This is a genomic window from Roseibium alexandrii DFL-11 (assembly GCF_000158095.2).
In the GTDB taxonomy this organism is placed as follows: Bacteria; Pseudomonadota; Alphaproteobacteria; order Rhizobiales; family Stappiaceae; genus Roseibium; species Roseibium alexandrii.
Genome location: NZ_CM011002.1, coordinates 1,635,560 through 1,655,746, shown reverse-complemented (window position 1 = coordinate 1,655,746; position 20,187 = coordinate 1,635,560). Strand labels below are relative to the sequence as shown.

The window sequence follows — 20,187 nt, the reverse complement described above, 5'->3', positions numbered from 1 at the left end:
CGCGAAACGGTGGTCTCACCTATCGCTGCCTGAAATCACTGATTTCAACGCAATGGGCGATGCTTCTGGTTTTAAGATTGATGCGAAACGCGATAGATAGTGCGGGCAGGGCGGCGCAGGGAAGGACACAGGGTCCAGATGCGCTGAAGAAAGGCATGAGTGCGTGCTCAAATTTCGGAAAGTGAACGCTGAGACGGATCCGAATGAAACCATTCCCTTGATCCGGCGTCTCTTCGGGGAAAACCTGAGGACCTATCTGCCTCAGTACGCGCTCGCCTTCGTGTTCATGGGGTTTGTGGCGGCGACCACAGCGGCCAGTGCCTGGATCATGCGCGATGTGGTCAATGAGGTGTTCGTCAACCGCGACCAGCAGATGGTCTATGTCATTGCCGGTGTGGTGATGCTGATTTTCGCGGTCAAGGGCGTGTCCACCTATGGCCAGTTGGTGGTGCTTGCCCGGGTCGGCAACGCGATCATCGCCAGCCTGCAGAAGCGCCTGTTCGACCATATACTGCAGCTCGACCAGGCCTATTACGACCGGAAGTCACTCGCCGAGATCAATGTGATCGTCACTCAAGGTGTGAACTCCGCCCGTATGACGATGGACATGGTTGTCGTCTCTCTCGGCCGTGATCTTCTGACCTTGATCGGTCTTGTCATCGTGATGGTCGTTCAGAACCCGCTGCTGAGTTTCTTTGCCTTCGTCATCATGCCGCCGGCAGTCATCGGCGTGGCGATTCTGATCCGAAGGGTCAAGAAGCATATGAACCGCCAGGTGGTCTCTACCGCCAAAATCACGGCAGCCCTCCAGGAAACAGTGCTTGGCGTTCGTGTGGTCAAGGCGTTTGGTATGGAAGACGCCATGCGAGGCCGCATGGGCCACTCTGTAGAGGATGTTGAAAGACAGGCCAACAAGATCGCAACCTTGAGCGCCCGGACATCTCCCATGATGGATACGCTCGGCGGGTTCGCCATCGCGATGGTAATCTTTTACGGTGGGTACTCCGTTGTAGAGCTGGGTCAGGATCCGGGCTCGCTGTTCTCCTTCATCACGGCGCTTCTGCTCGCTTACGATCCGGCACGGCGCCTTGCCCGGCTTAATGTCAATCTCGGCCGAGAGATGGTCGGCTTGCGTTTGATGTACGATTTAATCGATGAACGGGCGGATCTGAAGGATCGCGACGGAGCCAAGCCACTTGCCGTTTCGAGCGGCGAAATTGTTTTCGACGATGTGCGGTTTTCCTATGGAGACGGTGCAGCACTCAGCGGGGCGTCCTTCAAGGCCGAACCGGGCAAAATGACCGCGTTGGTCGGTGCCTCGGGTGCCGGCAAATCGACCGTGTTCTCGCTAATCGAGCGGTTTTATGATCCCCAATCCGGCGAAATCCTGATCGATGGCCAGCCGGTTCAGGAGGTCCAGGTCGCGACCTTGCGCCGGTCCATCGCCTATGTCGGGCAGGATGCTTACCTCTTCAACATGAGCCTTCGCGAAAATATTGGCGTTGGTGTGCCTGGCGCAACCGAAGCTGACATCATCGAAGCGGCGAAGGCGGCGAATGCGCACGATTTCATCACCACTCTGCCGGACGGCTACAACACCAGCGCCGGGGAGGGCGGGAACAATCTCTCCGGTGGTCAGCGCCAACGGATCGCCATTGCCCGTGCCATGCTGCGCGACGCGCCGATCCTTTTGCTGGACGAGGCAACATCGGCATTGGATGCAGAATCAGAAGCCAAGATCCAGTCCGCCCTGGAAACCCTGATGACCGGCCGGACGACTTTGGTCATCGCGCACCGGCTCTCAACAGTGCGCCATGCCCACCAGATCCACGTTATGGATCAGGGCAGGGTCGTTGAAAGCGGAACGCATGACCGGCTGTACGATCATGATGGAATTTACCGCCGGCTCTGTGATCTGCAGTTTCAGGACAAGACGGAAGCGGCGGAGTAGTTTTCCCGCCGCGCCGCAAGCGTTTATCAAGCGACCCGTCGGCGATGGGTCGATCAGTTTCCCTTCGTCGCGCGAAATCTAAATTATTTGCAATCGTTGCGTTCATGAAAGAGCCGCAATTGGTTCAGATGTTTGCTTAGCGAAACCAGGCACATGGCTGATTGATCAGCGAGTGGCCCTGGCGTCATCAAAAATCTTGACCGATTTTGCAAAGGACTTTTCAAATGTCAGCACGTCCCGTCATTTCAACCATTGCGGCCGCCGCATTGTCGGTGTTTGCTTTTTCTGGTGCCGCCTCGGCGATGTCCGAGCCAACCTTTGAAGAAGCCTTCGCGGCTGCTGAAACGATCTCCTACAAAGCTCAGGTCGTCACGACAAACCCGGCCCGCAACGAGATCATCGTCAAAGCGAAGGACCGGAATGAGTTCGCCGTGCCGGTTCAGCCCGGATTTGACATCGCATCGGTGCGGGAAAACCAGTTCCTGAATGTGACGTATCTTGCCGGTGTCGTCATCGACATCGAAAAAAGCAAAAACACCAAGCCTGAGATCGATGCCTCAAAAACGGTCGTTCTGGCCGATGAAGACCGGTTGCCTGCGGGCCTGACAGCCCGTCAAATGACCGTCACAGTCAAGATCCTCACCGCGGATACGGAAACCGGAAAGGTGCGTTTCACCGGGCCGGATGGCGAGGACCGCGCATACACAGTTCAAAACCCGGATATCTTGAGTGATTTGAAGATCAAGGGGGGTGATCTGTTCGACATCACCTTCTTCGACGCCATCGGCTTCGAAATTACCAATACCTGAACAAGACTGATGAAAATAGAAAACGCGGCGGTGTGTCCCGCCGCGTTTTTTTGTTTTCGGATGAGGGATTATTGATTGGCAGTAATGGACACACCCAGCAGCTGCGGGACCATTTGCGGGGCCATCATCGCCGCACCCATGATCTGGGCAAACGGGACCGGGTTTTCCGGAGACGCTGTAATTTCCAGAGAACCCGGGTTGGTCAAATACTGCGTTACAGCTTCGGCGACCTGGCCTTCGAGTTCCTTGTTCTGCAGCATGCCCAGCATCAGCGGCAGGCTGCCCGTCAGACCAGCAACATACTGCTGGGTGTCGACGCCGGCCTTTTGAGCTTCCTGATCCAGCACCCGGCCGGTCAGAGACGCGTCATCCAAACGGATGCGGACATTGGACACGGTGATGTTCTGAAGAAGCGCCATGGATTCTTCCGGATTGTCGGAGGCCTTGTTCAGCTCCTCCACAACTTCGCGCGTCACACCGCCGAGAGAGAGAGACAGGGACAGCGCGGCAGCGTCCTGACCATCAATTTTAAGGTCCGGGATATTGATGGTTGCCGCATCCGGATCCCATTTGCCGGAGCCCGAAACGTTCATGTTGAGGGTTTCGTAGCCAAGGTCCTGCAGGGATTTGGCCTCTTCGGCCTGGATCTCTTTCACATCCACAACGATGTTGGAGATTGCGAACTTACCACTTGTTGGCTGATCGCCGTCCATTTCGTCGATGGAAGAAGTGATCGTGTCGATTGTGGCGATCTTGCCGTCTTCATCGTTGATCTGGATGGTCGAGGCTTCGAAGGTCTTGTAGCTCGGATCAACGGTCGGGGCGCCGTTTTGAACTTCTTCAGCCGCTGGCAAGACAAGATCCGTTGCGGTCATGTTTGCCATGGTGAGGCCGCCGTCGTCGGCAGCAAGTTCGAGGTCTTGGAGCTGAAGGCCGCTCAGTTTCAAACGGCCATTGTCCAGAACAGAACCGCCGGAGAGGGTCGTGGTTCCGATCGTGACAGTGCTGTCGTCCTCTTCGCTTTTAAGAACGAGGTCGGCAATGGTGACGTCACCGCCCGTTTCGTTGACGCTGCCATAGCTTTCCACGTCGCTGCTGTCGGAATCGAGGAGTTTCAAGAACGCATCGGCAACCGGTACGCCGCTCGGGTCGAAAGCAAGGGCCGGTGCAGCCTGAGCCAAAAACAGGCCAACTGCGGTTGAAAGGCCGAGGCCGATCCGGGACTTCTTGGAAATCATGATGTGTACTCCAAACGTGAAGTGTCAGGGCTGACGCGAGCCTGCGTCATAGCTTAATACCAACGGCGACAGATAGGGACCCATTTATTGCAGCTGGTGCGAATTGAAAAAGAGACCGGTTTCTTGACCTGCCTCGAGGGTTTTGTCACCCGATTGGTGCAGCGACAATGTGACGGCGATCACGCTCTTGGCGGATTTCCGCACTTGGGCCGGTAAATGCGCGCCGAAAGGTTGTGGAAAATGAAAACTGCGGTAGGCGCAGCCACAGCGTGCGCAGTCGCAGTTTGGGTTCATCATAAGCTGCCAAATAGCCTGCTGGCTTAGTGAAATCGCCCTGTCAGGGTTAAGAAATGCTTCTGCATTCAGGGCTTGTTTACCCATTTCGCGGCATGGTCTGCGGGAGATGTTACTCAACGGGCTTGCGCATTGTCCTTTCGTTATTTCGGTTTTGCTAAGACGGTTCTGATCGCACTGGTGCTTGCGACAACGCCGTTGTTTGCGATCAATATTATCCTCAACCAATATGCCGAGAGCCGTGCCGTCAGCGAGATGGAAGCGATGGGGCAGGTGTCCATCCGCCGTGCGGAAGAAGCCATCACCACCACTGTTTCTTTCCTGCAAAGGCTGGATCGCGACGACGTCGAAACCTGTGATGCAGCTGACCGGATCATCTATGAGCAGCAGATCATCGACCACGGCATGATTGATGCCATTGGGTTGGTGGACGCTGCCGGGCAGCGCATGTGCATCATCCCGGACCGTGAGCTGGCTGCAGAAGTGGTACTTCCGCCTCTGCGTCCAGATGGCCCGCTTGTGGGCATTGGCATGCTGGAGCGCAGTTACCTTGGCGCCAGGGCGGCCGTGGTCAGTTGGGATCTGAAAAACGAGACCCGGTTGTTTGCCGAGATTACCCCGGCGGTGATCGCAATGGATCCAGGTCCCGAATATCTGAGGTCTTACAGGCGGACCGAATTGCGCCTTGGCGACAATCTGCTCTGGTATCAGGTCGGCGGCTACAATTCTGAAGGCAACGATCCAAGTGAAATGCTGTCGGTTGAAGTTGCATCTGAGCTTTATCCGCTGATTGCCATCGTTAATGCGCCTGCCTCGGCGGCCTTGCAGGTCGTTCAACAATTGAAAGTCATTGCCGCGGCGGCCTGCGCAGCGATTGCTGTTCTGTTTGTCGCCATTGGCATCTGGTACTCTTGGCGGCCGGAGAGCGAGGCGAACGACGAGTTCGTCGCCGCGATCCGCAACGGCGAGTTCATTCCGTATTACCAACCGGTCATGGATATCGAGACCAAGCGTGTTCGTGGCTGCGAGGTTCTTATGCGCTGGCGCCGCCCGAACGGCATGATTGTCTCACCTGGCCAATTCATGGCCTATGCGGAAGCCAATGGGCATATCTTTGACATGACCCGCCACATGATGCGGGTGGCAAGCGACGAAGTGGGCGCGCTTTATGGCGAGCATCCGGATTTCAAGCTGTCGATCAATCTCTTCGCTGGGCATTTTCTCGACCGAGAGATTGTGGCAGACATCAAGAACACGTTTGAGAACTCCGAGATCTCCTATCAGCAAATCGTTGTTGAGGTCACCGAGCGCTATCCGCTTGAGGATATGGAACTGGCGCGCAAGATCATGGCCGAATTGCAGGCTCTCGGCGTCCGCATTGCGCTGGATGATGTGGGGACGGGCCATGGTGGCATGGCTTATCTGCAGAAACTTGGTGTCGATATCATCAAGATCGACAAGATGTTCATCGACAGCATCAGTTCCGACGACAACTCCACGACCATCGTTGATTCCATGGTCGAGCTTGCTGACAATCTCGGCATGGGCATCATCGCTGAAGGTGTCGAGGAGGAAGAGCAGATCGACCGCCTGATGGAGCTCGGCGTGACGGCAGCTCAAGGTTATTACTTCGCAAGGCCCATGCCTGCCAAAGAGTTCATCGAATTCGCCGAGCGTGTCGAAGATGAAGCCCGTGAACGCGCACGGATAGCCGCCGAAGCGGCCGCTGCAGAACAGGCCGCAGCCGAAGCCTCCATGGAAGACGAAGCCGCCTGATCTTGGGACCAGCCCGATTACAATCTAATTCAAGCGTTTGTTTCGTCATGCACTCATATCTTTCGTGGCGAAGGCGTCTATGTGGCAACCCTCAGAAATTTCTGCTCTTTTTTGTCGCTGTTCCGCAGCCTCCTGAACAAACGCCGTCAAATTTATCGCCTAAGGGCTGCTACAGACTCCTTGTCTGTACCGGCTGAACGGTATATATGGCTTGAAACTGTACTGACCAGACGGTTCAGAATCCAAGATGTCGAAGTCTACCAAAAACACAAAATGTCAGATCTTGACCGCAGCACTCGAGGTCGTCAGGCGAGCGGGCTCACCGGCGTTGACGCTTGATGCTGTAGCGGAAGAAGCAGGGCTCTCCAAAGGCGGACTGCTTTACAATTTCCCAAGCAAGGATGCCCTCATTCGGGGCATGGTCGAGTTTCTGGCCGGGAAATTCGAAGCCGAAATTGCCGCCGCGCGTGAAAATTCGGGCGGGGCAGCCTCTCCGACGCTGGCCGCCATGGTAGATGTCACAGAAGGCTGGTTAAGTGAGCAACGCGATGTTGCGCGGGCGATTTTACCGGCGACCGCTGACAAGCCGGACCTTCGCCAGCCATTCATCGACGTCAAGCTCCGGCTGCGGGCCGCGATATTGAAAGAAACATCGCAACTTGGAGCTGCGTGGGTCATTTGGACCAGCCTCGAGGGATTGCATTTTTCCGAAGCGCACTGCGTTTCGACACTGACGGATGAAGACCGGACAGCAGTTTTCGAAGAATTGCGTGGCCGGCTCAAGGAACTCAACCAATAGGACGGAACTCTATGTTGGCATTGTTGAAGACGCCCGCCGCAAGGGTGGCAGCGATCGTTTTGTCGGCGGGTTTATTGGCCGCATGCCAGGACGATGCAATAGATCCGATCGCCGAGGCGGAGGCAAAACTTCACGCCGCCCCAAGACCGGCCAAGATCTTTACTGTTTCCGATCAGCTCGGTCTTTTGGAACGCCGGTTTGCCGGACGGGTGGCAGCGGTCCAAACAGTCGATCTTTCCTTCCAGGTTGCTGGCCGGATCGTTGAGTTGCCGGTTCTGGAAAGTCAGCAGGCGAAGAAAGGCGATCTGATCGCACGGCTCGATACCGCCGACTATGATCGCGCACTGCGTGAGGCGACAATCAATGTCGAACAAGCAAAACGCGAGTTGGACCGCCTTGCGACCCTGCGCGACCGGAACGTGATTGCGGTTTCGGCCTTCGACGCACAGCAGGACAAGCATGACCTGGCTGTTGAGGCGCTGAAAGAAGCCAAGCTGGATCTCGAATACTCCGAGCTTCGTGCGCCGTTTGACGGCATTGTTTCCCTGCGTCTGATCGACAATTTCACCACGGTAAGCGTTGGAACACCGGTGGTGCGGATGCACGATGTGTCGGAAATCCAGGTCGACATCAATGTGGCCGAGGCCCTTTTTGGGCGGGTGAGGGACACGGAAGTCGTCTCGATCGAAGCCAAGTTTCCAGCCTACGGCGACAAGTATTTCCCATTGATCTATCGCGAGCACTCTTCCCAGGTCGACGATGTAACACAGACCTACCGTGTTTCGCTTGCAATGCCTCGTAAGGGAGCAGACCAGCTGTACCCGGGAATGACCGCGTCTGTAAGGGTCAAGTTCCTCCCGGAAGGGCTGTCCCTTGGGGAGATGTTTCTCATTCCGACCGGATCGGTCGCCGTTGATGGCGATGGTCAGTCATATGTCTGGATCTATGATGATGGAAGCGATGCCGTCTCAAAACGCAAGGTCGAAGTCGGCACCGTCATGGGCGACTACATCCCGGTGAGTTCGGGCCTTGGAGCTGGCGAAGACATTGTTGCTGCCGGAGCCGCATTCTTGAGTGATGGCCAGATTGTGCGACCGCTGCGCTGATCTGACAGATAATACCGAACAAGGATCTGATCCCTTGGATATTGCACGTTATTCGATCCAGAAACCGGTCAACACCTGGATGATCGTCATCCTGTCGTTGCTTGGCGGTTTGTGGGCACTCAGCACTGTTGGCCGCCTGGAAGATCCGGCCTTCACCATCAAGGAAGCGCAGGTTATTACCAGCTACCCGGGCGCAACGGCTGCGGAAGTGGAGAACGAGGTCACCGAGATCCTCGAGACCGCGATCCAGCAGCTGCCGCAGCTGAAGGAAATTACGTCTGTTTCCGAACCGGGCCTGTCGCGTATTCGTGTCGAAATCAAAGACACCTATGACGGCACCGAATTGCCGCAGGTGTGGGACGAGCTTCGCCGAAAGGTTGGTGATGAGCAGCGCGCTCTGCCTGCCGGTGCTGGAACGCCGTTGGTCTATGATGATTTCGGCGACGTGTTCGGTCTTTTCTATGCCTTCACCGCAGATGGGTACACCAACCGGGATATTCGCACGACCGTCAAGCGGATCCGGCGCGAGCTGCTCACGGTTCCGGGCGTTGGCAAGGTCGATGTCTCCGGCGAACCGGAAGATGTCATTTACCTGAATGTCGACCACGACAAGATGGTCGGCCTTGGTATTTCGATGACCGACATCACCAGCGTGCTCGATGCGGAAAACCGGATCCAGACCAACGGATCCGGCATTTCAGGGGACAAGCGCATCCGGTTGATGACGGCATCCGCCTTTGACGATTTTACGGGCATTCAGGATCTCGTGATCGGCCGGCCGGGCACCACGGCGATGATCCGCTTGTCGGACATTGCGACGCTGGAACTTGGTGAACCTGAACGGCCGTCCCGGCTGATCAGCCACAACGGACAGGAAGCGGTCACCATAGGTGTTTCGCAGATCGACGGTACGAACATCGTTGAAGTCGGCGGCCTTGTGATTGAAAAACTCGCAGAGGTCGAAGCGCAACTGCCGGTGGGGATGCAGATCCATCCGATCTACGAGCAGAACATCGTTGTCGACGAATCTGTGAACGGCTTCATCATCAACCTCGCAGCCTCGGTGGTGATTGTGATCGCGGTCCTGGCGTTGTTCATGGGATGGCGCGCTGCTCTGGTAGTCGGAACCGTGCTTCTGTTGACGGTGATGGCAACGGTCCTGTTCATGCGGTTGTTTGCCATCGAGATGGAGCGGATTTCGCTTGGCGCCCTGATCATCGCGATGGGCATGCTGGTGGACAACGCCATCGTTGTCGCAGAAGGCATGATGATCAACATGCAGCGCGGCATGCGGGCGATCGAAGCAGCCAGCAAGGTGGTCAAACAGACCATGTGGCCGCTGCTTGGTGCGACTGTGATCGGCATTATGGCATTTTCGGGCATCGGTCTGTCCCCAGATGCAACGGGTGAGTTCCTGTTCTCGCTCTTTGCGGTTATCGGGATATCGCTGCTGCTTTCCTGGATATTTGCGATCACGGTGACGCCTTTGTTCGGAAAATACTTTTTCCGCACAGCTGAGGGAGTTGGCGATGATCATGATCCCTACAAAGGCATCCTTTATACAATCTACCGGAAGTTCCTGATTGGAACGCTGCATGCCCGTCTGCTGACAATCGCGGTGTTGATTGGCGTGACGGTTGCTTGTGTGATGGCCTTCGGCAATGTGAAACAGGCCTTCTTTCCGGATAGCAACACGCCGCTCTTTTATGTCCATTATTGGAAACCTCAAGGCACCGACATCCGGTCTACCGAGGCGGATCTGAGGGACATGGAAGCCGTTGTCCTCGCAGATGAACGGGTCAAAACGGTCACCAGTTTTGCCGGCGGCGGGGCAACCCGTTTTATGCTTACGTATTCGCCGGAAGATGCAAATCCCGCCTACGGCCACATGATCATCAGGACCCACAGCCGGGATGACATTGATGCTCTGGCGTTGGATTTGCGGGAGCAATTCGGTGAACGGTTCCCGTCAGCCCAGATCATCACCAAACGTCTGGTCTTTGGTCCTGGCGGCGGAGCGAAGATCGAGGCGCGGTTCTCAGGACCGGATGAGAACATCCTGAAGCGTCTCGGGGAGGAAGCCCGGGCCGTCTTCCAGATGCCGGACAATCGCCTGGCGGACGTCAACACGGATTGGCGCCAGCGCGAACTTGTGGTCCGGCCGATCTTTGACGAAGACCGCGCCCGGATTTCCGGAATTACACGGGAAGAACTGTCTCTTTCACTGCAGTTCGCCACTGAGGGTGTTCAGGTCGGTGCGTACCGCGATATCGACGAAAGCATTCCGATCGTGGCCCGAAAGGCCGGAACTGACGGTATTTCGGTGAACGAAAGTGTGTCGGACTCGGTTGTCTGGAGCGCCAGCCAACGCCGGTACGTTCCGGTCGACCAGGTCGTTCAGGAGTTTGTCATGGAACCGCAGGACACCTTGATCCAGCGCCGCGACCGTGTGCGGACCATAACAGTGGCTGCGGAAACCACCGGCGGCGAAACAGCGACGGCCGCGCTTGCCCGTGTCCGACCTCAGATTGAAGCCATCGCGCTTCCGCGAGGTTATGCGCTGGAGTGGGGCGGGGAATACGAGAGCACCAATGACGCGCAAGCGTCTCTTGGTGCGCAGCTTCCGCTTGGTTTCCTGGTCATGCTGATCATCTCGATCCTGCTGTTTGGCTCGATCCGGCAACCGCTGATCATCTGGTTGATGGTGCCGATGTCGATCAATGGCGTTGCGATTGCCCTTCTTGCGACAGATACGGCTTTCGGATTTATGTCGCTGCTCGGCTTCCTGTCGCTCTCAGGCATGCTGATTAAGAATGCGATTGTTTTGCTTGAGGAAATCGATCTGATGATCCGGGAGGGCAAAGAGAAGTATCAGGCCATCGTTGAGGCGAGTGTCTCGCGTATGCGGCCCGTGATGCTGGCGGCGGTCACAACAATCCTTGGCATGGCGCCGTTGTTGTCGGATGCTTTCTTCCGCGGCATGGCGGTCACCATCATGGGCGGTCTGGCCTTCGCGACAGTCCTGACATTGATTGCAGCGCCTGTTCTCTATGCGCTGTTCTTCCGTATCCGGCCCACGAAAACAACGAAAACACCGTCTTCCAAAGAAGAAACCGTCCCAACCGCCGCGGCACCCGTGCCCGGCGAATAAAAAACGCCGCCTGCCGGGCGGCGGCAGGCGGCGTAACCAGAGCTGATCGCGCTCCGGCGGGTAACATTCTGGCCCTGGGGAGGGAGAGGGCCAAGATGCACCGCTCTAGCTAAGATGGGCCAGTTCGCCGCGCAGACGGGTCTTGCACTCCTTCACGTTGCCAAGCACGCGGGTGCAGACTTCCTGTTTGTTCTCTTTCTCGACCAGGAAGGTTTCCATGCGGGCTTCAAGATCCCGCAGGCGGGCGCGGCGGGCGCGGTTAGAGTTCGAACCGGACGGCAAAGCGCCAATTCCGTAATAAGGCCAGAAAAGGGTCATGTTAGGGCTCCTCTGTATTGGCAGGTAGGTCCGCGGGTCACGCAGTTTGGGCGGGGCGGAGTGTGCGTTCCACGCGCTGAATTTCATCGCGCAATCGCAGCTTGAATTTCTTGAGAGATCGGATGTGCTCCACGTCTGGATAAGGGTGCTGTTCTTCCCGCTGGATCAGGTTGTCTAAGGTGCCGTGCTGGCTTTGAAGGGATTTCAGACGTGCGTACATCTCTTGGGCTCCTCTTTTTAAACATCGTTGCACCTCCGATATGGGGAGTAGATCGAAATAGCGGAAATACATTGTTTCGATAAAACCGATAGAATATCTCTATAAGAGTATTCAGGAGGAAAGGCGGCCATGGGTTATCGACCGTCGGCGCGGCAGCTGGAGTATTTTATTGCTCTGGCAGAGGAAGGGCATTTTGGCAAAGCAGCGAAGAAGTGCCATGTTTCCCAGCCGACTTTATCTAACCAGTTCAAATTGTTGGAAGACAGTGTTGATACAACACTCGTAGAGCGCGGTACGACCGGTGTGCGGCTGACTGCAGCTGGAGAACGGCTGTTGCCGCTGGCGCGCCACGCGTTGGAGGTGTTGGACGATTTTGTGACTGCTGCAGAAGCCGGGCGTGAAAATCTCGGCGGCCTGATCCGGTTGGGGGTGCCGTCCACATTTGGGCCATATTTCATGCCGTACCTCTTGCCGATTCTGAAGTCGAAATACCCGGAACTTGAGCTTTATATCCGGGAAGACCGGCCAGTGGTTCTGGAGCAGCAAATCCTGGATGGCACTTTGGACTGCATCATATCCCCCGACTTGGCGGGGTCAGAGCGTCTTCAAGTTTTGAAGCTGTGCCAGGAAGAGTTGTCGCTTGCTGTGCCGCGGACACATCCGCTTTCGGGCCTTGAAGTCATTCCGGTCGACATGCTTCAGGGCGAAAGGCTTTTGACGCTGAGCCAAGGGTTTCGGCTTCACGACGATGTTCAGTCCCTGGCGCGGGCGAGCGGCGCTGATTTCCGTCAGGACTATGAGGGGACGAGCCTCGATGCTCTGCGGCAAATGGTTTCCATCGGCATGGGTCTGTGCCTGTTTCCAGCGGCCTATATTGCGTCCGAGTTCGGAAAAGAACCGGATATCGTCTTGAAGCAGGTTGCGGAAATGAAAACCCGCCGGACAATATGCATTGCCTGGCGGCGCAACAGTGCCCGGCACAATCATTTTCAAACGCTGTATGAATTGTCCCATGAAGCGATTGAGAGCATGAATGTTCCCGGAGTGGAACCAACTGCGGGATGAATGCTGCTACACTCTCCGATGCCGTTGCCCAAGCGGGCGCTTCTTGCCGGCTTTTCAAACGTGTTGGAGCAAGCCATGCCAAAGATTTCTGAAGCGAGCGACTACCAAACCGTCATAACAACCTTCGAGATGACACCGGGGACGTGCCTGGACCTCTTGGAAGAGCTGAAAGACGCCTACCGGGAGTTCATACAGCACCAGCCCGGATTTATCGGTGCCGGTCTACACGTCAACGATGCGCAGACACGGATCGCCAATTACTCACAGTGGCGGCGGCGGGAAGACTTTCTGGCCATGCTGCGGTCCGATGAGATGCGCGAGCGCAACCGCCGGATCCATGCCTTGTGCAAGAGCTTTGAACCGGTGATGTATGATGTGGCGGAGAGTTTCGCCTGACACTCGTGCTGCTTGGGGTTTTAGGAGCAAGCAGCCGTGACTTTAGTAACATTTGGTCCGGAAAGTTCCGGTGTCGCGACAAGACCGGACAGGCGTTCAAGATTGCATCCTCCGGTAGTTTTGCCGTAAGGTCATGCGCCATGAGGATGTTTTTCGTTCAGCTGTTCATTTTTCTGTTTGCGGCAACCGCTGTCGCGGATGAAAAACCCACAAAGATACGTCTCACCAATGGCGAATGGGCACCTTATCAGTCCCAAGACTTACCGGGATACGGAGTTTCGTCTCAACTTGTGACGAAGGCTTTCGAAGCGGTCGGCATAGACGTTGAATACGGTTTCTTTCCCTGGAACCGGGCGATGCTGCTTGTGGAGCAGGGCGCTTGGGACGGCACTTTCATGTGGGTGCTGACGCCGGAGCGGGAGCGCCTCTACCTTGCCAGCGACCCGTTGTTTGTTTTGCGGGAGGTCATTTTCTACTCAAAAGACAATCCTGTTGAAGCGAAGGAATTGAAGGACTTGAACGGCAAGGTCATGGGGGCGCTGGATTCCAGTGCATTCGGACAGCAGTTTGCTCCCTTGATTGATGATGGATCGATCATCGTCGCGAGAGTTCCGAACAATCAGCAGCTTTTTCAGATGCTGGCCATGGGCCGGGTCGATTTCGTACCTGAGCTTGAAACCAGCGGGTACGAGGCTGCCCTGGCGCATCTGACGGAAGATCAGCAAAAGCGGATTGGTCACTTGGAGAGGCTGACCTATCCATGGTCTTACCACTTGTTGATTTCTCGGCAGACGGAACATGGCCCGTATTTCGTGGATGCCTTCAACCGCGGTATGCAGATCATCAGAGCCAACGGCGAATTTGACCGAATTATTGGCCCGTATATCCGGCCCCGGTCTTTGAATTAAAAGGAAGTCCGGTCATTTGTGCAGATCTCAACAACAAAAAGAAAACGGCCCCTGCACCAATGTGCAAGGGCCGTTTTCTTATTCGGTTCAGATGAGGCGTCTATTTACTGATATTTCGCCAGGATCTTGGCTTGGGTGCCGTCATCAATCATCGACTGAAGCGCGTCCTGCATCTTTTTGACGTTGTCGGCATTCGTGCCCGGATTACACGCCATCGACAGGACTGTCTCGGACAAGACAACCGCTTCTTCGACCGCGACGCCGTCTTTCTTCAAGCTGTTGAAGAACGCTTCGGATACAGCGACCATGTCGATCCGGCCAGCTGCCAGTTTCTTGAGGGTTGTTTCCATATCCTTGGCGGCATCGATTTTCGGGAAACCTTTGTCTTTCAACAACGCTTCCGTGTAGTCCTGAGACTGCGTGCCGACCGAGTAGGCCATGGCTTCGTCGATTGTTGTGGCGTTGACGTCAGATCCAGCTTTTTTGATCAGCAGCGTCCGGTCGACATTCAGAGGTTCGACCCAAACGAACAACGGATCACGCGCCTCTGTGTGCGACGCTGTAAACACGCAGTAATCCGCTTCTTTTTCAGCTAGGCCGATTGCACGGGACCATTGCGCCATTTCGACGTCATAGGTCAGACCTGCGCGATTCATGATCTCAAAAACCTGCTCAGCACCAAAGCCGACGATCTTGTCGCCTTCCATGTAGTTGAACGGTTTGTATTCCTCGGTGGTGAGGTTGATGTCCGCAGCGTGAGCCGGAGTGAGCACAGCAGCGGCGGCAAGGGCGATGAGGCCAGCGGCAAATTTCATGTCGGTTCCTTTCTGGAGCGATTGGACTGCTTTTGTTTATTTCGCAGCCGTCATTAGAAAGGTGAGGGCCTTACTCTTGGTTATGAGTGGGGAGAATTTTAAGTGAAAGTGAGAACAGGGTTATTAAAGTATTCAGAAGTCTCTGTTTCTGGCATGTCACATCGTAAATAATCTCAGTTCATTGCAAATCAAAAGATGAAATATATTGTTCTTCGGTTCTGAGTTGCTGATTTCAAAGGCTCATAAAAACGCAAATTTGTCCGTCGAATACGTAAGTTGAATGCGCAAGCCACAAGGAGTTGGGAATACTGGCGTCCAGCCTGTTGTCAAAAGCAACTGTGATGCAGATGAGGCTCAGGTCCCGCAAAATGTCTGGTAAGGGCCAAAGTCTTGAGGTGCCGGTGTTCCGTAAGCCTCCAACCCTGCACGTTCCTCATAAGGATCCTTCAAGACATCCAGCAGCTCTTCAACCAGATGATAATCTCCAGCTTCTGAGGCATCCAGCGCCTCTTCAACCTTGTGATTGCGTGGAATGTAGATCGGGTTCACTCGGTTCATTCCGCGGCTGATTTCTTCGGCAGGGCGCCCTTCTGAGGAGCGCCGTTGCTCCCAGCGAATTACCCACGCGGATATGCCCGCTTTGTCTTCGAAGAGATCAAAAAGAGGAGCGGTGTTTCCAGAGACCGCATTAGAGAGACGCCGGAAAACCAACGTGTAGTCAGCCCCGGATGCCGCCATTGCGCCGAGGAGATCCTCAAACAGAGTGACGTCTTCATCTTGTACATCAGTCAGGCCAAGTTTTTTGGACATGCCATTGAGCCAGGCGGATCGATAGAGGTCTGGAAATTTGTTGAGTTCCTGAGTTGCGAGTTCCACGGCTCTGTCGAGGTCCGCTGGATCAAACAAGGGCAGCAGGGCCTCCGCCAAACGTGCCAAGTTCCACTGCATGATGGTCGGCTGACGGCCAAACGCATAGCGTCCACCATGATCGATTGAACTAAAGACAGCGGCCGGATCATAACCGTCCAAAAATGCGCAAGGGCCGTAGTCGATCGTTTCACCGGAGATCGTAGTGTTGTCCGTGTTCATCACACCATGGACAAAGCCGATCAGCATCCATTTGGAAACCAGTTGCGCTTGCCGGTCCACAACACGGGCAAGGAAACGCAAATGTCGATCATCCGCATCTGCAAGGTCAGGGTCATGCCGCGCGATGGCGTAGTCCGCCAGCTGCCGCACCTTGTCTGTATCGCTTCGGGCCGCAAAGAATTGGAAGGTCCCGACCCGCAAATGGCTGGACGCAACACGGGTGAGCACAGCGCCAGGTTTCAGGCCTTCACGTTGGATCATTTCGCCGGTTGTCACGGCCGCAAGCGCACGTGTCGTTGGCACACCGAGCGCATGCATGGCCTCGCCGAGGATGTATTCCCTCAGGACCGGGCCAATCACGGCTTTACCGTCGCCACCGCGTGAGAACGGTGTCCGGCCGGAGCCCTTAAGTTGTATGTCGCGGCGATGGCCTTCCTGATCGATCACCTCGCCAATCAAGAGCGCCCGGCCGTCGCCGAGCTGGGGCGAAAACCCGCCAAATTGATGACCGGCATAGACTTGGGCGAGAGGGGAAGCCCCTTCAGGACTTGCGGAGCCGGCAAAGACAGCAGCCATTTCAGCAGCCGAAAGAGCGGTGGGTTCAAGACCAAGTTCACCTGCAAGCGGGGTGTTTAACAGGACCAGTTTCGGGTCCGGTACGGACGCGCCCTGCCACTCGACGTAGAACCCGGGAAGTTCACGAGCGTAAGTGTTGTCGAACTGAAAGGCAGGTGGCTGCGTGGTCATGGCGGCGAGATCCAGTCGGTCATTGTCTACTGCCGCTATATAGTTTTTATCCCGATTGCTTTCGACCCCTGTGTGCCAATTACCGGGCTTCCATTTATTGAAGGAGATTCGCTTGATGTCTCACGCGGACTTGCGGACAGGGTTGTCCCACCTTCCGGAGCGAACCTATCGGTGAAGAAACGGGAAATTGAAAACCATTTACTGCGCAAAAAGACGCATATGTTGCCGTCTGCATTGACCTAGCACGCGCAGTCTGGCACCACGCACGTAAGGGAATACTCCCGAAAAGAAGAAAACGGGATTTCCCAGTGCATCCGAGCCAGATTCAGGATCTTGTCGATCATTGCGAGCAGTATCGTACGCCGAACAACGTAACGGCAGTTTTCCAGGTTCTCACGACCGTGCCTTTGTTCGTTGCTCTGGTTGCCGCCATGTATGTCACGGTGGACATCAGCTATTGGATCACGCTGGCTCTTTCAGTCCCGACCGCTGGATTGATCGTCCGCTTGTTTATCATCCAGCATGACTGCGGCCACGGGTCTTTCTTCTCGTCCAAAACCGCCAATGATACGATCGGGCGGTTGATGAGCATCTTGACCCTGACACCCTACGCGTATTGGCAGCGGGCGCATGCTCTTCACCATGCCACATCATCCAACCTCGACCGGCGCGGCTTTGGCGACATTGATACGCTGACGCTTGAGGAATTCCGTTCCCTGCCATTCGTCAAACGCGTCTGGTACCGGATCTATCGGAATCCGTTTTTCATGACGTTCGTCGGCGGTGTTCTGCACTTTTTGATTATCCAGCGGCTCCCGTTTACCGTTCAGCGCCCGTCCTGGAAGATGACTGCCAGCGTGCTCTTGTTGGATCTTGCCATTGTTGCCGTTTATGGCACTCTCGCGTTCTTTATGGGGTGGGTACATTTCGCGCTCGTTTTTGCACCGATCGTGGTACTGTCGGCCGCAGCCGGCGTCTGGCTCTTCTACATCCAGCATCAGTTTGAAGAGACGCATTGGTCGCGTGATGGCGTTTGGGATCGGAAAACCGCGGCAATCCTCGGCTCGTCTTATTATGAGTTGCCAGCCATACTCAATTGGTTCACAGGCAACATTGGCCTGCATCACATCCACCACCTTTGCAGTCACATTCCGAATTACCGTTTGCAGGAATGCATGGCGGGGAAACCGGAGCTGGCCTCGATTAATAAGCTCACCATTTGGGAAAGCCTGGAAAGCGCGCATCTGGCGCTGTGGGATGAAGACACCAAAAGGCTGGTACCGTTCTCGGCGGCCTAAGGCCCTACCTGGCAGTTGCGCGTTAGAAACGCGCCGTTGACTGACGGCTCGAGTGAAGAATTGGGCTTATGGCCGCAGCACCGTGTATGACATGCAGGAGCATGTTTGAAGGAAACCTCCCGTAACGGACACTTTCTGTCAATCCATAACCATTTTCTTGGCCTATTATAGGCTGCTGCATGCAGATCCTTACGTCTCGGATACGTTGCAGTGATGCTGTCATCGAGCGGGCCGCGCCTGATCAAAAATTACTGAGAATGAACGACCTCATCCAAGATCTTGCCACGACTGCCGCTGGGTGCCTTGATCCGCAAGTAGGCGGCGACGGTCGGTGCGAGGTCGACTGTTTCAACCCGCGCCGGGATGCGGCTTGCCTTCATCCCCGACCGGGAAAAGATGATCGGGACGTGCGTATCATAGGTCCACGGAGATCCATGGTGAGAGGCGACGTGAAGCCCGTCAAAATCACCCACAAACCAGTGCGGTTCAAACACCACATAAACGTCGCCGGACCGTGAGGCATGAAAATTCGCCAGCACTGCATCGCTGACCGTCGTCTTGGCAATTGCAGCACTTGCAAGATCCTCGCTGGATATCGCGTAGGCAATGGCCGGCATCTTTTGCAGTTCTTTGGCGAGAGCTCTGGCAACGTCCGCTTTTTCTAGTCCTTTGTCTGAAATAAGCTGTTCGTTGAGATAGACATAGGGTTGGGAAAAAGAGGAAATAAGCTCCTGAGCGACCCCAAACTCAGCAATCAGAGCTTTCGCGGCGGGTTCCTTGTCTATGTCGTCGAAAGTGAAGTAACCGGCCGGAATACCGAGATATTCCAAATAGCCCGGGACTTCCGCGCCGCCGTGGTCTGCGGATAAAACGACCAATGTGTGTTCCAACCCGATTTTTTGATCCACATGGTCGAGCAGTTGGCCGATGGTTTCATCAAGACGGCGCAGATTGTCCTCGGACTCCAAGCTGGAAGGGCCGAAAATGTGGCCGACATAATCAGTCGATGAAAAACTGACGGAGAGATAATCGGTAACGTCGTCTGTACCGATACCCTCCTTGTCGATCAGTGTTTTTGCAAACGATGCCGTCAACTCATCGCCCGCCGGGCTGAGCGTCAAAAATGTCGTATAGTACTTGCTGTCCCAAGCTCCGAACGGATGGGGAAATGTGCGGCCAAATCCCGGAAAATCGGTTTCCCATTCCGCATCATCGAACGCAGCAAAGCGATAGGTTTGTTCAGGGTCAGTCAACTCCCAGTCTGTGTAGGCGTAGGCCAGAACGTGCCCGGCATCATTCCAAGCATTGACCCAGTCTGGATAGGTGTCCATGTAGTAGCTGGACGTGACAAACCGACCATCGCTCTTTGAGAACCAGTAGGCAGTTCCGGCGTGGCCGGCCATAGAGATGGCACCGCGATCCTTGACGGACACCCCGAATATCTTTGAAACGCCTGCATTTGCGATCGCGATTTCATCAGACAGCGTAGATGACAAGATCGACGCGGGGGAACGTCCATCAGATGTCGCAGCCCGCTGTGTAGGATCGATTTCGGTAGATTGATCTACCCCGGACATCGCGAGCAGGGGATAATCAGGATCCTGAACGTTGTAAAACGGCTTGCCGGTTGCTCGGTCGAACCAGAGGTTGGCAACCATTCCGTGAACGGCGGGATCAGTGCCTGTCGCCAGTGTTGTATGACCGACAATCGTCTCTGTGTTTGCGTGCCGATGATGGGCGTTGGTGTAATAGATGCCGTTTCGAAGAAGGCGTTTGAAACCTGTTTCGCCAAAGTGCGCAATGTTCCGGTCGATCAAGTCACCGCGCAGCTGATCAACTGTGATCTGCAAGACGAGCTTCGGATGCTCCTCGGCTTCGGATTGGGACGATGTGGCAGCACTTGCCGCCAACATGCCAAGAACCAACCAACGCATTTGCATGATCAAAGTGCAGACCTGATTTTCTTGAAGGCTTTGGACAGCTCGTCGCCAAGCAAGGAGGTAGCTTCACTGATGTTCTGAGCGGATTCGCCGAGTTTGGCTTCCGCTTCGAAACTGTCCCATTTCTTCTCCAGCTCGTCCCATTCCTCCTGGAGCTCTTTGCTGCCCAGATGGATTTTCAGTTTAACCTCGTCGCGGGTCTGTTTCAGCTCATTCACGATGTCTTTGATGTCCGGCATTTCTCGGCCTCCAAATACTAAGAACGGG

The 20,187-nt window shown here is 55.4% G+C and carries 18 protein-coding genes; 10 read left to right on the top strand and 8 right to left on the bottom strand.

The genetic code is table 11. From position 1 onward, the window contains the following. Positions 1 to 163 precede the first annotated feature (163 nt). Both SADFL11_RS07635 and SADFL11_RS07630 read left to right on the top strand, forming a co-directional pair. On the top strand, positions 164 to 1,951 hold the full coding sequence (locus SADFL11_RS07635; RefSeq protein WP_209002761.1) for an ABC transporter ATP-binding protein: 1,788 nt from the start codon (positions 164 to 166) through the stop codon (positions 1,949 to 1,951). Between the two features lie 224 nt (positions 1,952 to 2,175). Further along, positions 2,176 to 2,760 carry a hypothetical protein gene (locus SADFL11_RS07630; protein ID WP_040451892.1) on the top strand — a complete coding sequence of 195 codons (585 nt, stop codon included), beginning with the start codon at positions 2,176 to 2,178 and terminating at the stop codon, positions 2,758 to 2,760. A 68-nt stretch (positions 2,761 to 2,828) separates the two neighbouring features. On the opposite strand, the gene SADFL11_RS07625 is transcribed toward SADFL11_RS07630, so the two are convergent. Together SADFL11_RS07625 and SADFL11_RS07620 are read right to left on the bottom strand one after the other, a co-directional pair. Then, positions 2,829 to 3,998, bottom strand: coding sequence for a hypothetical protein (locus SADFL11_RS07625; protein ID WP_008189938.1), 1,170 nt, complete (start codon positions 3,996 to 3,998; stop codon positions 2,829 to 2,831). 84 nt (positions 3,999 to 4,082) lie between these two features. Then, the gene (locus SADFL11_RS07620) at positions 4,083 to 4,379 is read right to left on the bottom strand and encodes a hypothetical protein (RefSeq protein ID WP_134852949.1); all 297 of its coding nucleotides are present in this window, start codon (positions 4,377 to 4,379) and stop codon (positions 4,083 to 4,085) included. A 45-nt stretch (positions 4,380 to 4,424) separates the two neighbouring features. Here SADFL11_RS07620 and SADFL11_RS07615 point away from each other — a divergent pair, with 45 nt between their 5' ends. The 4 genes from SADFL11_RS07615 (at position 4,425) to SADFL11_RS07600 (ending at position 11,124) form a co-directional block, all read left to right on the top strand. After that, a complete protein-coding gene (locus SADFL11_RS07615; protein WP_040451896.1) occupies positions 4,425 to 6,068 on the top strand; it encodes an EAL domain-containing protein in 1,644 nt (547 codons plus the stop codon). Positions 6,069 to 6,315: 247 nt separating this feature from the next. Further along, entirely contained in the window at positions 6,316 to 6,867 is a 552-nt protein-coding gene (locus tag SADFL11_RS07610; RefSeq protein WP_008196515.1) for a TetR/AcrR family transcriptional regulator, read from the top strand. An 11-nt stretch (positions 6,868 to 6,878) separates the two neighbouring features. Further along, complete coding sequence (locus SADFL11_RS07605; RefSeq protein ID WP_040451898.1) at positions 6,879 to 7,973, top strand: efflux RND transporter periplasmic adaptor subunit; 1,095 nt, start codon at positions 6,879 to 6,881, stop codon at positions 7,971 to 7,973. Positions 7,974 to 8,007: 34 nt separating this feature from the next. Beyond that, the gene (locus tag SADFL11_RS07600) at positions 8,008 to 11,124 is read left to right on the top strand and encodes an efflux RND transporter permease subunit (RefSeq protein WP_008194591.1); all 3,117 of its coding nucleotides are present in this window, start codon (positions 8,008 to 8,010) and stop codon (positions 11,122 to 11,124) included. Positions 11,125 to 11,229: 105 nt separating this feature from the next. Here SADFL11_RS07600 and SADFL11_RS07595 read toward each other — a convergent pair whose 3' ends face one another. Both SADFL11_RS07595 and SADFL11_RS07590 read right to left on the bottom strand, forming a co-directional pair. Continuing rightward, a complete protein-coding gene (locus SADFL11_RS07595; protein WP_008194774.1) occupies positions 11,230 to 11,442 on the bottom strand; it encodes a hypothetical protein in 213 nt (70 codons plus the stop codon). A gap of 37 nt (positions 11,443 to 11,479) precedes the next feature. Further along, positions 11,480 to 11,662, bottom strand: a complete 183-nt coding sequence (locus SADFL11_RS07590) for a YdcH family protein (RefSeq protein ID WP_008194317.1) — start codon at positions 11,660 to 11,662, stop codon at positions 11,480 to 11,482. A gap of 129 nt (positions 11,663 to 11,791) precedes the next feature. On the opposite strand from SADFL11_RS07590, the gene SADFL11_RS07585 reads away from it, so the two are divergent. The 3 genes from SADFL11_RS07585 to SADFL11_RS07575 all read left to right on the top strand — a co-directional run bounded on the left by SADFL11_RS07585 (position 11,792) and on the right by SADFL11_RS07575 (position 14,031). Continuing rightward, entirely contained in the window at positions 11,792 to 12,727 is a 936-nt protein-coding gene (locus tag SADFL11_RS07585) for a hydrogen peroxide-inducible genes activator (protein ID WP_008195206.1), read from the top strand. Between the two features lie 75 nt (positions 12,728 to 12,802). Then, a complete protein-coding gene (locus tag SADFL11_RS07580) occupies positions 12,803 to 13,123 on the top strand; it encodes an antibiotic biosynthesis monooxygenase family protein (RefSeq protein WP_040453314.1) in 321 nt (106 codons plus the stop codon). Positions 13,124 to 13,263: 140 nt separating this feature from the next. Beyond that, on the top strand, positions 13,264 to 14,031 hold the full coding sequence (locus SADFL11_RS07575; RefSeq protein ID WP_081450591.1) for a substrate-binding periplasmic protein: 768 nt from the start codon (positions 13,264 to 13,266) through the stop codon (positions 14,029 to 14,031). A gap of 104 nt (positions 14,032 to 14,135) precedes the next feature. Here SADFL11_RS07575 and SADFL11_RS07570 read toward each other — a convergent pair whose 3' ends face one another. Together SADFL11_RS07570 and SADFL11_RS07565 are read right to left on the bottom strand one after the other, a co-directional pair. Then, positions 14,136 to 14,846 (bottom strand): substrate-binding periplasmic protein, encoded by a 711-nt coding sequence (locus SADFL11_RS07570; RefSeq protein ID WP_008188691.1) that lies wholly within the window; start codon positions 14,844 to 14,846, stop codon positions 14,136 to 14,138. Positions 14,847 to 15,200: 354 nt separating this feature from the next. Next, a complete protein-coding gene (locus tag SADFL11_RS07565) occupies positions 15,201 to 16,682 on the bottom strand; it encodes a protein adenylyltransferase SelO (protein ID WP_008196363.1) in 1,482 nt (493 codons plus the stop codon). 308 nt (positions 16,683 to 16,990) lie between these two features. Between SADFL11_RS07565 and SADFL11_RS07560 the strand changes: the two genes are divergently transcribed. Continuing rightward, complete coding sequence (locus SADFL11_RS07560; protein WP_008193844.1) at positions 16,991 to 17,980, top strand: fatty acid desaturase; 990 nt, start codon at positions 16,991 to 16,993, stop codon at positions 17,978 to 17,980. Positions 17,981 to 18,228: 248 nt separating this feature from the next. On the opposite strand, the gene SADFL11_RS07555 is transcribed toward SADFL11_RS07560, so the two are convergent. Further along, positions 18,229 to 19,914 (bottom strand): alkaline phosphatase family protein, encoded by a 1,686-nt coding sequence (locus SADFL11_RS07555; RefSeq protein WP_040453323.1) that lies wholly within the window; start codon positions 19,912 to 19,914, stop codon positions 18,229 to 18,231. An 8-nt stretch (positions 19,915 to 19,922) separates the two neighbouring features. Continuing rightward, positions 19,923 to 20,159 carry a hypothetical protein gene (locus SADFL11_RS07550; RefSeq protein ID WP_008192752.1) on the bottom strand — a complete coding sequence of 79 codons (237 nt, stop codon included), beginning with the start codon at positions 20,157 to 20,159 and terminating at the stop codon, positions 19,923 to 19,925. Positions 20,160 to 20,187: the final 28 nt, after the last annotated feature.

Bases quoted from the DNA above. Each gene is read 5' to 3' on its own strand.
- SADFL11_RS07630 (WP_040451892.1), top strand. From the start codon at position 2,176: ATGTCAGCACGTCCCGTCATTTCAACCATTGCGGCCGCCGCATTGTCG.
- SADFL11_RS07625 (WP_008189938.1), bottom strand. From the start codon at position 3,998: ATGATTTCCAAGAAGTCCCGGATCGGCCTCGGCCTTTCAACCGCAGTT.
- SADFL11_RS07620 (WP_134852949.1), bottom strand. From the start codon at position 4,379: ATGGGTAAACAAGCCCTGAATGCAGAAGCATTTCTTAACCCTGACAGG.
- SADFL11_RS07610 (WP_008196515.1), top strand. From the start codon at position 6,316: ATGTCGAAGTCTACCAAAAACACAAAATGTCAGATCTTGACCGCAGCA.
- SADFL11_RS07605 (WP_040451898.1), top strand. From the start codon at position 6,879: ATGTTGGCATTGTTGAAGACGCCCGCCGCAAGGGTGGCAGCGATCGTT.
- SADFL11_RS07595 (WP_008194774.1), bottom strand. From the start codon at position 11,442: ATGACCCTTTTCTGGCCTTATTACGGAATTGGCGCTTTGCCGTCCGGT.
- SADFL11_RS07590 (WP_008194317.1), bottom strand. From the start codon at position 11,662: ATGTACGCACGTCTGAAATCCCTTCAAAGCCAGCACGGCACCTTAGAC.
- SADFL11_RS07585 (WP_008195206.1), top strand. From the start codon at position 11,792: ATGGGTTATCGACCGTCGGCGCGGCAGCTGGAGTATTTTATTGCTCTG.
- SADFL11_RS07580 (WP_040453314.1), top strand. From the start codon at position 12,803: ATGCCAAAGATTTCTGAAGCGAGCGACTACCAAACCGTCATAACAACC.
- SADFL11_RS07575 (WP_081450591.1), top strand. From the start codon at position 13,264: ATGAGGATGTTTTTCGTTCAGCTGTTCATTTTTCTGTTTGCGGCAACC.
- SADFL11_RS07570 (WP_008188691.1), bottom strand. From the start codon at position 14,846: ATGAAATTTGCCGCTGGCCTCATCGCCCTTGCCGCCGCTGCTGTGCTC.
- SADFL11_RS07565 (WP_008196363.1), bottom strand. From the start codon at position 16,682: ATGACCACGCAGCCACCTGCCTTTCAGTTCGACAACACTTACGCTCGT.
- SADFL11_RS07555 (WP_040453323.1), bottom strand. From the start codon at position 19,914: ATGCGTTGGTTGGTTCTTGGCATGTTGGCGGCAAGTGCTGCCACATCG.
- SADFL11_RS07550 (WP_008192752.1), bottom strand. From the start codon at position 20,159: ATGCCGGACATCAAAGACATCGTGAATGAGCTGAAACAGACCCGCGAC.